The organism is Streptomyces sp. NPDC050856 (genome assembly GCF_040653855.1).
Lineage (GTDB): Bacteria > Actinomycetota > Actinomycetes > Streptomycetales > Streptomycetaceae > Streptomyces.
The window spans coordinates 85,210-100,065 of the sequence record NZ_JBFAGV010000011.1 but is presented as its reverse complement, the minus strand read 5'-3'; the positions used below and the strand labels follow the sequence as shown (position 1 = coordinate 100,065).

The following is a 14,856-nucleotide window of genomic DNA, read 5'->3' as shown; positions in this document are numbered from 1 at the left end:
CTGCGCGTCGTACTCGCGGAGGAGAAGGACGTGTACCGAAGCGGGATAATGGCGCTTCTGGACCGCATTCCCGAGGTGGAGGTCCTTCCGGCTCGTGACCGTGACGAACTCTTCACGGTCGCCGAGAAGACGGAACCACACGTAATGATCATCGGCTCGTCCCTGTTGGCACCCAACGGGTTCGAGCTCCTCCACCTGGTTTCCGGCGAGCCCTCTCCGGCAGCCGTGATGGTCGCTGACGACGACACCGACACCTTGCTGCACCAGGCGTTGGAGGCGGGCGTCAAGGCGTACCTCCCGGTGAGCTCCCCGCAGAGCGATTTCGTGGCGGCCATCCGCGCGGTGGCGGAGGGAGGGGCGTTCCTGCCGGCGGGCGTCACCCGCCGCCTCTTCGGCGGCTTCCGGCTCATCCCCAGGGCCCGGGACGTCCCCACGGAACTGCGCTCGCTGAGCGCACGAGAGCGCGAAGTCCTCCGCCTCATCGCGAAGGGCAGCAACAACCGCGAGATCGGACGCGGGCTCAATCTCAGCGAGGCGACGGTGAAGAGCCACGTCTCGCGCATCCTGGCCAAGCTCCACCTGCGGGACCGGGTCCACGCCGCACTGCTCATCTGGCAGCTCGGCCTCGCCTTCGACGCGCCGGAGGACAACCTGTGAGCAAGGGGTGGAGAGACCGATCGACATCATCGACGAGCACCTCGAAACGGTGAAACGGCTCCCGCCGGACGAGGGCGGGTACGGGCTCCCGCCGCACCGGGGACAGTTCCACGACGTCGTGGCCGGTGCGGAGCCCGACGACGGCTTCCTCGGCCACCACTGAACCGCCCGCGCCGGCTGTCCCACCGGGCGGTACGCCGTGCCGCCGGCCGTGAACGGGCCGACGGCACGGCGGTCCCCTTTCCGCCGGACCGCTCAGGACGCGGCCGGCACGTCGGCCCCGGTCTCCCCGCCGCCCCGCACGCTCAGGGGCCGCATGTCGACCCAGACGCGTTCGATGTGGTCCAGGCACTCCTCACGAGTGCCGGTGGTGCCCTCGCCCCACCACCCGTCGGGAGCGTCCCTGTCGGTGGGCCAGACCGAGTACTGCTCCTCGTGGTTCACCACGACCTGGTAGGTGACGTCGTCGCGGTCCCGCGCGCCCTCGCTCATCACTTCTCCTCCTTCTGGATCGTCGGGCCGGGCACCGGGAGGCCCGGGGGGTACCGCACCCGTGGTGTCGGGCACGGCGGATGCCGGGACGGAGGCGGCCACCCGTTCGAGGACCGCCATCGCGCCCGCCGCCTCGACGCCCGCCTGTGCCCACGCCAGTGAGGCATTGCCGTCCAGGACCGGGCACCGGTTTCGTCGCCGGCTCCCTCCGCTCCATCGGCGTGGCCGGGGCCGAGTACCGGGCCGTCGTCGCGGAGCCCCACGCCACCGCCGTCGCGCCACCGGGTCGGCACCGGTGCCCGCGGGCGCCACGCCCGTTCCAGGTCTTTCCCGTGCGATGCTCCGCGCGGAGACAATGCCCGTCGCGGCCATGGCAGAGCGTGGAGTTCCGTGGTGCTGACCTTTTGGTACTCCGCTTCCGATTCCGGCCGGCCAAGGGGATCTCCTCGATGTCATCGACATTCCCCGGCAGGGAACCAGGGGTGAACGGGGAGCGGGAGTCGCCGGCGTCGCGACGTGACCATGATGGCAAGGTCGCGCCGTATTCCTCAATTGTTCCCGAGTAGTGGGGGAGTTGGTCATTTCGTCAGAGGGGCACCGCTACCGGAGTAGGGGGCGCGGGACCTCTCGGGGAGGTGAGGGAGTACGCCGTTCGTCGGCCCGGCCGGGAAAGCCGGTGCTCCCGCCCCCGGCCGGCGCCTTGTGCACCCTGCCGGACGGCTGTATTGGTTTGAGAAGGTAGTCTGTTCGCCCCGGCGGACAGGCCGGAAGCGTTGGGTCCCTCTCGTCACGTGAAGGCGGCACATGGGCAGCGACAGGTCAGCACCTCGGGGAGCCGAGCGGCCACTGCCCCGCAAGCTCGCCCAGCGGCTCAACGAACTCATCGAGACCGTCTATCCGGACGAGCGCAGGCGCCCGGGGTACGCCAAGCTCGCCAAGGAAATCAGCGAGACGACCGGCGGTACGATCTCCGGCACCTATCTGTGGGAACTGGCGACGGGCAAGAAGTCCAACGTGACCCTTGAGCAGCTCGACGTCCTCGCCGAGTTCTTCGGTGTTCCACCCGAGTTCTTCTTCAACGACGAGGTGTCGGAACGAGTGAGTGCGCAACTGGCACTCGCCACGGCGTTGCGGGACACCAAGGTCCGCCATCTGGCGTTGCGTGCCGAGGGGCTCTCCCCGGCCACCCTGGACGCGCTGCTCGCCATGGTCAACGAGGCCCGCAGAGTGCAGAACCTTCCCAGCGCGGACGGAAACGACGGCACATCACCGGGAGGATCCCCGGAGTCCGGCTCCTGACCGGCCGCCGACACGGGGAGACAGGACACGCCCCGGTATTCCCGTCCTTCTCCTGACAACCACTGCGGCAAGAAGGGTCCAGAGGACGTGCGTACGCATTACCGGCATGCCGGCATACGTCGAGAGTGCGAAGCGATCCTGCGCCGGATCACGGTGCCGAACCCTTTCTCGATCGAGGCGTTCTGCGAGCGGCTGGCCGAGCAGCGGCAGCGTCCGATCCACCTCCACCCCATGCCGCCGCAGGCCGCCGTCTCCGGGATGTGCGGCCTGTTACTGGCCACTGACACCGACGACCACATCTTCTTCGAGCGGTGCACCGTGCTTCCGCACCAGGAGCACATCGTGCTCCACGAGATCGGGCACCTGCTGTTCGACCACCACGAGCTGCTCGACGACGACGCCACTGGCCGGCTGGTCCCCGGCGGGCTCCTGCCCGACCTCCATCCCGGCCTGATCCGTCGGCTCCTCGGACGCTCCCGCTACACCACCCGTCAGGAACTGCAGGCCGAGACGTTCGCCGACCTCCTGCGGACGGGGCACGGGCGGGTGGGCAGGCGCGGCGAGTCGGCCGGCGTGCTCGACAGACTCCAGGCGGCCATGGGCCTCGACCCCTGACACCCGGGCCGGCCGCCGCCCCGTCAGTCCGACGGGTAGGCAGCGAAACGAAGGTACAGCGTGACGTCGGGGGTCCGGCGGCCGCACCTGACACTGACCAGCTCCTGCAGCCCGGTGGTTCGCGACAGCGGTCCGGGTGCCAGGGACTCGATCATCGAGCGGTACGGAGCGGGGTCGATCCCCTCGGCCTCCATCAGGCCGCTGACCCGGCCGCGCGCCTCCTCGTCGGAACCGACCAGGCCGGGGAGGCGGAGGTAGGTCGTGGCCTCGACCGGGATGTCGTGGTCCTGGAGGAAGGCCAGGCACGTCAGGGGTTCGTTGGGGATGGGCAGGGACTGCCGCACCATGGCGTCGCCCAGGATCCGGCGGTACGCCGCCGTCGCGCGTTCGCTGTCGTGGTGACCGGACAGGCCCGCCACCCGGTTGAGCACCGCCGCCGTCGGGGCGTGGTGCCGGTAGTAGACCTTGACCCGGGAGCGCGGGGTGTCACTGAGGTCGAGCGCCAGGAACTCCAGCTCGTGCTCCTGGTCCTCGGACGGTCCCAGAACGCCCCGGACATGACTCCACGCGGTGCTGAGCCCCAGCCTCCCCATGGCCTCTTCCACCAGGTGGTGGCTGTGCGCACGTCCTCGGGCCTGCGCGCTGAAGTAGACCTTGTACTGGGGGGAGCGGCCAGGGGTCCAGGCCAGCGAGTGCCATATCAGTCCGGGACCGGGCTCCGGCGGTGCGGGGAGGACCAGGTCCTCGATCTTCAGGTAACGGTCCAGGGACACACCCGGCCGTGCGGCGAGTCTGCCGTTCAGCGCGACCCCGGCCCGCCGGCAGGACAGCGGTGTCATGGGACCGCCCAGCGATTCGAACAGGATGCGCACCTGTGGCGGTCCATCGCTCCAGTTGACGGACAGCTCGGCGGGAAAGCCGTCGTGGGACACGGCGGACGGGTAGCGGCTGCGAGTGCCGATCGGCTGCCGGCCCCAGGGGTCGAGCAACGAACGGACCTCCCGCAGGACCGGCCGGGACAGTCCCCGCACGATGCCGAGGGCGTCGCACGCGCGTGCCATCCGGTCGGTGAGGAAATCCGCGTACGACTGCTGTGCGAAGGCGGGGCCGGTACGGTGCGTCGTGGTGCTGTCCACGGGGGCGCCTCCTTGACCAGACGACGGATGGGGCCCGTTCACCGACGCCCGGAGGGCGGAGGCGGAGCGGGGAGGAAACCGGAGGCCACGAAGTGGCCGATGTAGGTGTCCAGCAGGTTCGCGTCGACGCCCGGGCAGCGCACCGGTGATCCGGCGAGCCCGGCGAGGACGTTGCGGCGATCGAAGCGGAAGGCACCTGTGCGGGGCAGGTCCTGGAGCGTTCCGGCCAGCAGCCGGGCGGGAGCCAGCTCGGCCGGGCCGTCGTCGAGCAGCGCGCGCCACTGCGCGTAGGGCACCCTGTCGAGCCGGTAGCCGCTGCGGACGAGACGTCGCACCACGGTGCCGAAGGCGACCGGCCGGCCACCCGTGAGGTGGTACGTCTCACCGTGCGCGGACCGGTTGATCGACAGGTGCACCATCGCCCTGGCCACGTAGTCGACGGGCACGAGGCCCACGTCCGCCCCCGATCCCGTGAACCCGTGGGCTCCGGGCAGTTCGGGGACGGCGCCGAGCGTCACCATGGCCCGGACCAGGTTCCAGAACGCGTCGTCCCTCCCGCACACGCCGGTCCGCGAGTCGCCGCTGACCCGTCCGGGACGGTGGATGGCGGTGGGTACGCCGCGGGCCGCTGCGGTGCGCACCAGCTCTTCCGCGACCCACTTGCTCGCGATGTAACCGCCCGGCGGAAGCAGGGCCGGGTCGGCGCGGCGCTCCGGCAGGGGACGGGAGGGGGGCGTGCCGGTGCCGAGGGCGACGGCGGAGGTCGACACGTAGTGCACCGGTTTGGTCCGGGAGCGGGTGGCCAGCCGGAGGATCTCCTGTGTCCCCAGGACGTTGGCCGCCTTCAACCGGTGATAGGGGGCGGCGCCGTTGACGGCGGCACCGTTGTGGTGGATCACGTCCACGGCGTCGGCCAGGAAGGCGAAGCGCTCGGCACCCAGCCCCAGCAACGGCGACTCCAGGTCCCCGGGAACCGCGACGATGCGCTGGTGCCGGACCCCGTCCCACAGGCCGTACCCCTCCAGGTTGCGGCGGATCCGCTCGTGTGCCTCCCGCTCTCCCGGGGCGCGTACCAGGCACCACACCTCGGCGTCGGTGCTGTCGAGCAGTTCGCGGAGCAGGAAGGCTCCCAGGAAGCCGGTGGCGCCGGTCAGCAGGATCCGCCGCGCGGTGGCCGGGGGCGCGGCACCGGCCGGCGTCCGTCCGTGCGGGACCGCGGTGATCTCCGGGTCGAGCACCGCTTCCGCCACGAGGTCCACCCGGTGCACCGGGCGGGCCCCCGGCAGCTTCGCCCGGTCGACGGCGGCGGCCAGTGCGGCCACCGTCTCACACGAGAACACCGTCTCCACGGGCAATTTCACCGACAGCCGCTCGTGCACGCGGGCGATCACCTGCGGGATCAGCAGGGAGTGACCGCCGAGCTCGAAGAAGCTGTCCTCCACGCCCACCTGCTCCAGACCGAGGACCCGCCCCCAGATCTCGGCCACGGCCTCCTCGGTGGGCGTGCGCGGGGCTTGCCGCGACTCGGAGGCGGAGAACACCGGGGCGGGCAGCGCCGCCCGGTCCACCTTGCCGCTGGGCGTCAGCGGCAGGCTGCCCAGGCGGACGAAGGCGGACGGCACCATGTGCCTCGGCAGCCGATCGGACACATGGCGGCGCAACTCCGCCGGGGACGGGTCCGCTCCCGGAGCAGCCGCGGGCTGCGAGGTCCAGTACGCGACGAGGACGGCGGGACCGTCCGTGGGCTGGTGTGCGGTGACGAGTGCGGTGTGGACGTGGGGGTGTTGGGTGAGGGTGGTCTCGATTTCGGTGGGTTCGATGCGGAAGCCGCGGATCTTGAGTTGGTGGTCGGTGCGGCCGAGGAATTCGAGGTGGCCGTCGGGGTGGCGGCGGGCGAGGTCGCCGGTGCGGTAGAGGCGGGTGCCGGGAGGGCCGTAGGGGTCGGGGACGAAGCGGTCGGCGGTGTGGCGGGGTTGGTTGAGGTAGCCGCGGGCCAGTCCGTCGCCGGCGATGTGGATCTCGCCGGGTACGCCGAGGGGGACGGGCTCCAGGGCGGAGTCCAGGAGGTACACCCGGGTGTCGGCGATCGGCGACCCGAGCGAAGGGCGTTCCCCGGCCCGCAGCGGACCGCTCGTCGTCGAGCACACGGTGGCCTCCGTCGGCCCGTAGGCGTTGACCATCCGGAGGCCCGGGGCCCACCGGTCGACCAGTCCGGGCGGACACGCCTCGCCCGCCACCACCACCGTGACCCCTTCGGGGAAGGTCTTCTCGTCCAGCATCCCCAGCGCGCTGGGGGGCAGCGACAGCACGGTCACACCCGTCTCCGCCACCAGGGCGGACAGCGCGGGCCCGGGGAGCAGGCGCGCGGCGTCGGCGACCACCAGCGCCGCCCCGCTGAGCAGCGCCAGGCACACCTCTCCCCAGGCGGCGTCGAAACCCGGCGAGGCGAAACGCAGCACCCGGCTGTCCCCGGTCACCCCCAGCCGCCGAGCCAGCGAGGCGCGCAGCGGCTCCAGGCCGCGGTGGGTGACGACCACCCCCTTCGGCACGCCCGTCGACCCCGAGGTGTAGATCACGTACGCGGGCGAGTCCACGGACGGCGGTGCCCCGCGCTCGGCATCGGTCAGGTCCCCGTCGGGGCAGGCGCCCATCCGCGCGGCGGTGCCGGGGTCGTCCAGTACGATCCGGGCGCACGCCGTGGTTCCGGGCACAGCCGCGGCAGTGCCGGAGTCGGTCAGCAGACAGACGGGCCGCGCGTCCTCCAGCACGAGCGAGACCCGCTGGGCCGGAAGCTGCGGATCCAACGGCAGATGCGCCCCGCCGGCCTTGACGACCGCCAGCTGCGCCACCACCGCCGTCACCGACCGGGGCAGCATCACCGCCACCGGCGTCTCGGGACCGACCCCGTGAGCGGCCAGCAGCCGCGCCAACCGGTTGGCCCGCGCGTTCAGCTCCGCGTAGGACACGCGCCGAGGACCGCACAGCACGGCCGTGGCGTGCGGCGTGCGGCGTACCTGCGCCTCGAACAGCTCGTGGAAGCACCGGCCGTCCGACAGACCGGTCGCGGGGGCGTTCCAGGCGTGCAGGACCGACTCGCGTTCCTCGCCGGTGAGGATGCCGATCCGCCCGACGGGCCGTTCGGGGTCGTCCGCCACACCGGCCAGCAGGCGCTGGAAGTGCCCGGCGAACCGCTCGACGGTCCCGCGGTCGAACAGGTCCGTGCTGTAGACGATGCGCCCGGACAGCCGCCCGTCCTCCTCGGTGAGGTGGCACTCCAGATCCGTACGGATCGTGGTGTCCGGTGCGTCGAAGGGTTCCCCGCGCACTCCGGTGAGCTCCAGGGTGGAGCGGGGGACGTTGAGCAGTTGGAAGACGGCCTGCGCCAGCGGGGTACGCCCCCGGTCGCGGACGGGCGCGAGTTGCTCCACCACCTGCTCGAACGGCAGGTCCTGGTGGGCATAGGCGCCCAGGGCCGTCTCCCTCACCCGGTTCAGGATGTCGGTGAAGGAGGGGTTTCCCGAGCAGTCGGTCCGCATGACCAGCGTGTTCACGAAGAACCCGATGAGCCCTTCCACGTCCGGATGCCGCCGTCCGGCGGCCGGAGAGGCCACGGTCACATCGGTGGTGCCCGTCCAGCGGGACAACAGGACCTGGAACGCGCCGAGCAGCGTCATGTACAGCGTCACGCCCTGGTCGCGGCTCAGCGCGCGCAGCCGCTCGGCGACATCGGGCGGGATCTCGACGTCCACCGTCGCGCCGCGGCCGGTGGGCACGGCCGGGCGGGGGCGGTCGGTGGGAAGTTCCAGCGCCGCCGGCGCCCCGGCCAGCCGGTCCTGCCAGTACTCCGACTGGGGCCGGAGGAAGTCCTCGGTCAGCCACTCCTGCTGCCAGACGGCGAAGTCCCCGTACTGCACGGGCAGGTCCGGCAGCGGTGAGGGCGCGCCCTCGTCGAACGCCCGGTACAGCAGGCCCAGTTCGCGCAGGAGGACACCGAGGGACCACCCGTCGGAGATGAGGTGGTGCAGTACCACGCACAGCACGTGGTCGTCGGCCCCTGTCCGTAATAGCAGGATCCGCCATGGCGGGGCCGCGTCACCCAGGTCGAAGGGCCGGGACAGCTCGTCGGCCACCCGCTCACGGGCCCGGGCCTGCGGATCGGCCGCCGTGGAGACGTCCTCGACCCGCAGGGGGACGGGTCCGGGCTCGTGGACCGTCTGCCGGGGCACCCCGCCCTCCTGCGAGAAGGTGGTGCGCAGCGTCTCGTGCCGCCGGACCACCCCGGCCAGGGCGTGCCGCAGCGCCTCCACGTCCAGGGGGCCGCGCAGTCGTACGGCGCACGGCACGTGGTAGCGGGCGGTCCCGGGATCCAGCTGTTCCAGGAACCAGAGCCGTCGCTGCGCGAAGGACAGCGGCAGGGCCCCGCCCGCGCGCGCCACCGGCAGTCGCCCCGGCAGCTCGCCAACGGTACGGCGGCCACCCCCGGCCACCCGTGCCGCCAGCCGGGCGACCGTCCGGTGCGTGAACACCTCACCCAGGGGCAGCTCCACTCCCAGCCGGTTCCGGACACGGGAAACAAGGCGGGTCGCGGACAGCGAGTGTCCACCCAGCTCGAAGAAGTCGTCGTGGACGCCCACGTCCTCCACCCCGAGGACATCACCGAACAGTCCAGCGAGGATCTCTTCCCAGGCGTCGCGCGGTGCGGTGGACTCACCCAGCCAGTCCGGCCGGTCGCCGTCGGGCTCGGGCAGCGCCCGGCGGTCCACCTTGCCGTTCTCCGTCAGCGGCAGGCGGTCCAGCAGGACGAACGCCGACGGGATCATGTGGCTGGGCAGTTTGCCGGCCAGGAAGGCGAGTACGGCCGGGACGAGGTCGCGCCGGGCCTCCCCCAGGAGGCGGGCGCGCAGTGGATCGTTGGTCGTGTCGCCCGACGGCCCACCGGTGTCGGGGAACACGGCCCTCAGGGGGTCCGTGACCGCGCCGGCGGGTATGAAGGCCACGTCGACCGAACCGTCCGTCCGGCCGGCCGCCCAGCTGACGGCCGCGTGGCGACCGTGCTCCTCCGCCCACTCCCACAGGTCCTCCGGGTCGATCGCGTCGCTGTCGGGAACCGCCCGCGCGCCCTGGCCGGCGGCCAGGGCCACGTCGGTGCGGACCCTCGCGTTGGGCACCCCGAGGACGCCGAAGGACCCGCCCCCGGCCAGCCGTTCGCGCAACCACCCGGCGGTAATCCCGTCGGCGTCCCAGGAGTACCACGTCGCCACCTCCGCGGGCGCGTCGGCCGGAGTGCCCTCCCGGGGCCGTCCGGCCTTGCGGAGCAGCACGTCGTAGCGGAACTTCGTCAGCTCGTTGTGCGCCCGGCCCCGCTTGGGCAGCACTTCCAGGCTCGTGAACTCCCGGTCCGGACCGCAGAAGGCGGTGAAGTGGCGCGGACTGACCAGGAGCTCCCTCTCCCGGGCGGTCTGCCGGGCCACCCGCCGCGCCAGCCGCGCGCCTCGCGCTCCCCTGGACCACTCCACGGAACAGTGGTGCGCGGTCAGCAGCGCCAGATTCCGTACGTCACCGACGAACAGGGTGCCGCCGGGCGCCAGAAGGCGAGCGGCGCCACGCAGGACGCGATCGAGGTACGACTTGTCCGGGAAGTACTGGACCACCGAGTTGACCACCACCGTGTCGAACTCGCCCGGTGTGAAACCCGTGAAGTCGTCCGCCTCGCGGTGCACGAGCCGGACCTTGTGGTCGAGCCCCCCGGCCCGCAGGGCCTGTCCCAGGGAGTCGAGGGTGGAGGCGGAGAAGTCGGTCCCCACGTACTGGTCCGCGTGCGGGGCGAGCCGCCACAGCAGCAGCCCGGTACCGCAGCCGATCTCCAGGATCCGGCGGGCGCGGGTGCCCCGGATGCGCGACACCGTCGACTCCACCCAGGTGCGCATCTCGTCCTCGGGGATCGGCTCCCCGGTGTAACTGGACGTCCAGCCCGCCAGGTCGAAGAAGGGGCTGTCGGGCCGGCCGGGACCCTGCGACCGGTCGAAGACGTGCCGCCACTCGTCCGTGTGCTCCGTTACCGTTCGCGCGGGCGCCTGGTCCGGCGCGCCGACGAGGTAGGCCACCAGACGCGGGCTCCCGACGCCCCCGGCCCGGTGTGCGGTGACGAGTGCGGTGTGGACGTGGGGGTGTTGGGTGAGGGTGGTCTCGATTTCGGTGGGTTCGATGCGGAAGCCGCGGATCTTGAGTTGGTGGTCGGTGCGGCCGAGGAATTCGAGGTGGCCGTCGGGGTGGCGGCGGGCGAGGTCGCCGGTGCGGTAGAGGCGGGTGCCGGGAGGGCCGTAGGGGTCGGGGACGAAGCGGTCGGCGGTGTGGCGGGGTTGGTTGAGGTAGCCGCGGGCCAGTCCGTCGCCGGCGATGTGGATCTCGCCGGGTACGCCGAGGGGGACGGGCTCCAGGGCGGAGTCCAGGAGGTACACCCGGGTGTTGGCGATCGGCGACCCGAGGGGGATCGGCTCGCCGTCCGCACCGTCCTCCTCGGTGATGCGGTGGCAGGTGGCGAAGACCATGCTCTCCACCGGCCCGTAGCCGTGCACCATCCGCAGGCGGGGAAAGCGGCGGCGGATCCGCCGCACGTGGGAGACCGAGGGCGTCTCCCCGCCGGTCATGACCTGCCGGAGCCGGGCGAAGACCTGGGGGTGCTCGTCGGCGACCACGGCGAACAGCCCGGCCGACAACCAGAGGGTGGTGACCCCGTGTTCGGCCACCAGGGTGGCGAGCGTCGCCGGGTCGGGGCTCTGGCCGGGGGCGAGCACGCACCGCCCGCCGTGCAGCAGTACCGACCACAGCTCCAGTGCCAGGACGTCCCAGGAGACCGGGGAACACTGCAGGGACACCTGGTCGGGGCCGAAATCGATGTAGTCCTGCCCGAAGAACGTGCGCAGGACGGCCCGGTGCGTGGACACGACCCCCTTGGGCCCACCGGTCGACCCGGAGGTGAACATGACGCAGGCGACGTCGTCCGGGGCGACGGCCACCGCGGGGGCGCTCGCCGGCAGCCGGTCGATCAGCGGCCGCTCCTCGTCGAGGAGCACCGTGCGGTCCGGATCCAGGGAGAGGCGGCGGGCCGTGGCCGTCCGGGTGATGACCCGGACCGGGTCGGCGCCGCGGACGAGGGAGGCGATCCGCTCGGCCGGGTGCGACGGGTCCAGGGGAACGTAGCCGCCGCCGGCCTTGAGCACGCCCAGCAACGCCACGACGAAGTCGGGTCCGCGTTCGACGCACACGGCCACCAGGGAACCGCGCCCCACGCCCTGGTGTCGCAGGTGGTGGGCCAGCCGGTTGGCCCGGGCGTCGAGCACCTCGTACGTCATGGTCGCGTCGCCCCACGCCAGTGCCCGTGCTTCGGGGCGTTCCCCCGCCCGCGCCGCGAACAATTCGTGGACGCACATGCTGTCCGGATAAGGCGTGGCGGTCGCGTTCCCATCGTGCGGATCGGTCCGGTCTTCCGGAACCCGTCGCCCTGCGGTGAAACCCACGCGTCGCACTGAAAGGTACCTCCGAGTGAATCCGCCGAAGCAGCGAGGAGGAAATTATCTCGGGTGTCGGTGTGGCGGACAATTATCCTTTCGTGCCCTCCTTCTCCGGGCCGGGAGGGGGAGTGCGCGACCGACCGCGGGATGAAGGGGAACGGTCCGGAAGTGTGACCGGGTCCGCCCCTACGGCAGAGGGCGGTACCGCCCCGCAGCCGAGGGCTGGACGCCGCCGACGGACGGGTGCGCGGCGCCCCGGTCCGCCGGCGCCGCGGGTTCGGTCCAGGTCGTGACGGGTCGGCGCGCGACCCGCGGGCGGGAACCGGTGAGATGCCCGGTCCGGCGGGAGTGCGTCGGGGCCTGTGCCGGGCGCGGCACCGGGCTGTGCCCCCGCGGGCGGCGCACGACGCGCGTCCGCGTCAGGGGTGCGGCGCGCGGAACGGGAAGCGCCTCATGAATTCAGGCATGTTTGTCGCAGGGAATCGGCCAGATCCGCTTGCTGCGGCTTCCGCGTCCCTGCCTTCTGCTGATTGCATGGAGCGGACGATATGGAACGGCACGCTCCGGCGTGCTTTTTCCTGTGGCGCGATTCGGCCCCGCACCAGGGACAGGAGGCGATGTGCTCACCATCGGGCCGAGTTCCCGAGAGGGCTGCGGCGCACGGCCTCCTCGTGGCCCGCGGGGCCTCCCCGAGGCGACCGGGGAGTGAGCGCCGCGCATGGACACTGGGCCGAGGGACCTCGGCAACCTCTCCCTGGCGGTCGGCGCCTGCGCCCTGTGGGCCGCCGTCCTGTTGCGTTCCCGCTCCGCGGCCCACTCCCTCGAACAGCGCGGGCTGTGGCTGGCGGGCGCCACCGCCGCGGCGGCCATGACGCTGAGCCTTCCGCCCTTGACCGAGGCCGTGATGCGCGCCGACGGCCCGCCCCATCTGGTCACTCTGGTACGGAACCTCATCGGCGTCTGCTCGGCCGGCGCCATCCTGCACTTCGTGGCGTCGATCACCGGAAGGCGGCGGCTGAGGGGTGTGCTGCTCGCGGGGGTCGGCACGGTGACGACGGCCCTGCTGATCCTCGCGGTGACGACTCGGGCGCACCATCGGTCCGGAGGATCCGGGCCCGGCGGCTCCGTGGACGAGAGGGTCTACTGGCTGATCGTCACGAGCACGCACCGAACCGGGCTCGACACCCGGGCGGCTTCATTCGGCGGCGAGGACACCGGTCGGCCGACCGCACTCGTCCATCACCCGGGGTCAGCCGCCGATTTCGTCCTTGGGGTGCGGACCACCCACGCAGACGGCCCCGTACGTACCGAAGCTGTCGCCCGCGACTTGAGGGTGTCGCGCCAGGGAGCGGCCGCTTCCTCGTCCGACACCTCTGTCGGCCCGGCAACGTGCCGCGTGGTGAAGGTTGCGACGACGTAGCCCCGCACGTGAGCAGGGCGCCGAAGGCAGGACTGGGATACCTCGCAGCGGTGCAGGAACACCTGCCGGAAGTCGTCGGACCGCCGGTCGTTGCCGCGCATCGGACAGACGCAGCCGGCTCGGTGTGTGAGAAAGCCTTCAGGACAGGAGGCGGTACTCGGCTGCCGAATGCCGTTGATCGCCTACCGGATGCACGGCACGACCTCAGCCGGGAGATCCCGCGGCCTCCACCACCGCCACTCCACGCACCGGTCGGGCTCCATGCCTCCGGGGGCGTGCCGCGTCGGCCTGCCTCGCCCGGCACCCGGTAGACCAGGGCCTGCCTCGGCCCCCCCCGGACTCGCCGCACACCGAGCCGTGCAGCCGAGCACCCCGTACATGCCGTCTGCGGCGCCGGTGACCAGGCCGATGAGCCTGGTCGCCACTAAGACCAGGCAGCCCCTGGTGCGCTGGCCGACCTCGGCGAGCAGCGTCGCGCCGGCCAGGACCGCGTGCGGTGGTGGTCCATGCCCCGCGCCCGCCCGCGCGACCGCGCAATGGCGCCCGTACGGGTACGGCGAGACGGGGTGCGTTTGGCGTCGGGAGCGCCGCGGGGGCTCGGCGGGCCACGGCTCCGGTAGGGGCGGCCTTGCGTGTGTCGTGCGAGCGGGACCTCGCACGCATACGGGGCTCGGTTCGGTTCTGCGGAGGGGCTTCCTGTCGCGAGCGGGCGGGTCAGCCATCCTGGAGCAGCGGGAAGCCGTTGAGGATCCGCTGGAGGTGCATCACCTGCCGGGGGATGAACTCGGCGATCGTGAGGCCGACGACGTCGGCGGCCCGGTCGATGTCGGCGACGACACGTCGTACTTCGCTGCTGGTGAGTCCCCCCGGCACGAGCCCGAGCCCGAGGCCGATCTCGTTGCTGTCGATGGTGTCGACGTCGAAGTGGACGGCGACGCGGGAGCAGCCTGTGGCCCCCAGCCAGCCGAGGAGGGGCTCGGTGGAGGTCCGCAGCTGGTCGGGGCTGTACGAGTGGATGCCCCAGGCGGCGATGTTGGGGAAGTCGTCGTCGGCCCATTGGTGCACCCCCACCAGGGCGACGCGGTCCGGGGAGACGGTGGCGGGCAGCAGCTCTCGTACGTCGGCGTCGCCGTGGCCGGTGAGGGCGGCGACGGCCATCGCGTGATAGCCCTTGTACGCGCTGTCGGGGGTACCGATGTCGGGGTGGGAGTCGATCCAGATGACGGCCAGGTCGTCGCCGTAGCGGCGGGCGAGTTCGGCGAACGGGGCCACGCTGACGGCGCACTCGCCGCCGAGCGTCGTGATGCGTGCCGGGTCGTGGCCGCGGATGATCTGCAGGGCGCTCATGAGCTGCTTGACGACGATCGATTTGGCTTCGACGCCGTCACGCTCTTCCAGCCCGTCATCACTCAGGGTAACGGAGACGGTTGCGGTCGGGCCGTCGTGCGGGGGGAGGACGGCTTCGAGCACCTTCGTGCCGACCGTGTACCCGCGGCGGGCGACATCGAGGGGGAACTCGGGGGCGCACTCCTCGACGACGGCCGCACCGGCGCCCTGCCACTGGGGCCAGACCAAGCGCAGGTGGCCGCCTGGGCTCGGGGAGGTGCCGGCGGGGGTGGTGTCCTGGCTCATGTGATTCCTTTCGCGGCGGTCCGACGCAGTTCCCATGGGCGAGGTGAACCTGCCCGACTGCGGTGGTGTGACGTCACTTCGGGTGTGCCGTGCT

General features: G+C 72.1%; 9 protein-coding genes. 5 read left to right on the top strand and 4 right to left on the bottom strand.

Annotated features, from left to right (window positions below):
• The first annotated feature begins 48 nt into the window (after positions 1-48).
• Together AB0H53_RS13205 and AB0H53_RS13200 are read left to right on the top strand one after the other, a co-directional pair.
• Positions 49-657, top strand: coding sequence for a response regulator transcription factor (locus tag AB0H53_RS13205; RefSeq protein ID WP_362110926.1), 609 nt, complete (start codon positions 49-51; stop codon positions 655-657).
• A 7-nt stretch (positions 658-664) separates the two neighbouring features.
• Entirely contained in the window at positions 665-820 is a 156-nt protein-coding gene (locus AB0H53_RS13200; RefSeq protein WP_362110923.1) for a hypothetical protein, read from the top strand.
• 92 nt (positions 821-912) lie between these two features.
• Here the strand turns inward: AB0H53_RS13200 and AB0H53_RS13195 are convergent, their stop codons facing one another.
• A complete protein-coding gene (locus AB0H53_RS13195) occupies positions 913-1,149 on the bottom strand; it encodes an MbtH family protein (RefSeq protein WP_362110919.1) in 237 nt (78 codons plus the stop codon).
• 804 nt (positions 1,150-1,953) lie between these two features.
• Here AB0H53_RS13195 and AB0H53_RS13190 point away from each other — a divergent pair.
• Both AB0H53_RS13190 and AB0H53_RS13185 read left to right on the top strand, forming a co-directional pair.
• Positions 1,954-2,448 (top strand): hypothetical protein, encoded by a 495-nt coding sequence (locus tag AB0H53_RS13190; RefSeq protein ID WP_362110916.1) that lies wholly within the window; start codon positions 1,954-1,956, stop codon positions 2,446-2,448.
• A gap of 153 nt (positions 2,449-2,601) precedes the next feature.
• Positions 2,602-3,063, top strand: coding sequence for a hypothetical protein (locus AB0H53_RS13185; RefSeq protein WP_362110913.1), 462 nt, complete (start codon positions 2,602-2,604; stop codon positions 3,061-3,063).
• A 23-nt stretch (positions 3,064-3,086) separates the two neighbouring features.
• Here the strand turns inward: AB0H53_RS13185 and AB0H53_RS13180 are convergent, their stop codons facing one another.
• Both AB0H53_RS13180 and AB0H53_RS13175 read right to left on the bottom strand, forming a co-directional pair.
• Complete coding sequence (locus AB0H53_RS13180; protein ID WP_362110910.1) at positions 3,087-4,199, bottom strand: tryptophan dimethylallyltransferase family protein; 1,113 nt, start codon at positions 4,197-4,199, stop codon at positions 3,087-3,089.
• A gap of 38 nt (positions 4,200-4,237) precedes the next feature.
• Complete coding sequence (locus AB0H53_RS13175; protein ID WP_362110907.1) at positions 4,238-11,629, bottom strand: amino acid adenylation domain-containing protein; 7,392 nt, start codon at positions 11,627-11,629, stop codon at positions 4,238-4,240.
• Positions 11,630-12,428: 799 nt separating this feature from the next.
• On the opposite strand from AB0H53_RS13175, the gene AB0H53_RS13170 reads away from it, so the two are divergent.
• Positions 12,429-13,130 (top strand): hypothetical protein, encoded by a 702-nt coding sequence (locus AB0H53_RS13170; RefSeq protein WP_362110904.1) that lies wholly within the window; start codon positions 12,429-12,431, stop codon positions 13,128-13,130.
• Positions 13,131-13,844: 714 nt separating this feature from the next.
• Here AB0H53_RS13170 and AB0H53_RS13165 read toward each other — a convergent pair.
• Complete coding sequence (locus AB0H53_RS13165; protein ID WP_362110901.1) at positions 13,845-14,762, bottom strand: arginase family protein; 918 nt, start codon at positions 14,760-14,762, stop codon at positions 13,845-13,847.
• Positions 14,763-14,856: the final 94 nt, after the last annotated feature.

Bases quoted from the DNA above. Each gene is read 5' to 3' on its own strand.
- AB0H53_RS13170 (WP_362110904.1), top strand. From the start codon at position 12,429: ATGGACACTGGGCCGAGGGACCTCGGCAACCTCTCCCTGGCGGTCGGC.
- AB0H53_RS13205 (WP_362110926.1), top strand. From the start codon at position 49: ATGGCGCTTCTGGACCGCATTCCCGAGGTGGAGGTCCTTCCGGCTCGT.
- AB0H53_RS13190 (WP_362110916.1), top strand. From the start codon at position 1,954: ATGGGCAGCGACAGGTCAGCACCTCGGGGAGCCGAGCGGCCACTGCCC.
- AB0H53_RS13195 (WP_362110919.1), bottom strand. From the start codon at position 1,149: ATGAGCGAGGGCGCGCGGGACCGCGACGACGTCACCTACCAGGTCGTG.
- AB0H53_RS13175 (WP_362110907.1), bottom strand. From the start codon at position 11,629: ATGTGCGTCCACGAATTGTTCGCGGCGCGGGCGGGGGAACGCCCCGAA.
- AB0H53_RS13165 (WP_362110901.1), bottom strand. From the start codon at position 14,762: ATGAGCCAGGACACCACCCCCGCCGGCACCTCCCCGAGCCCAGGCGGC.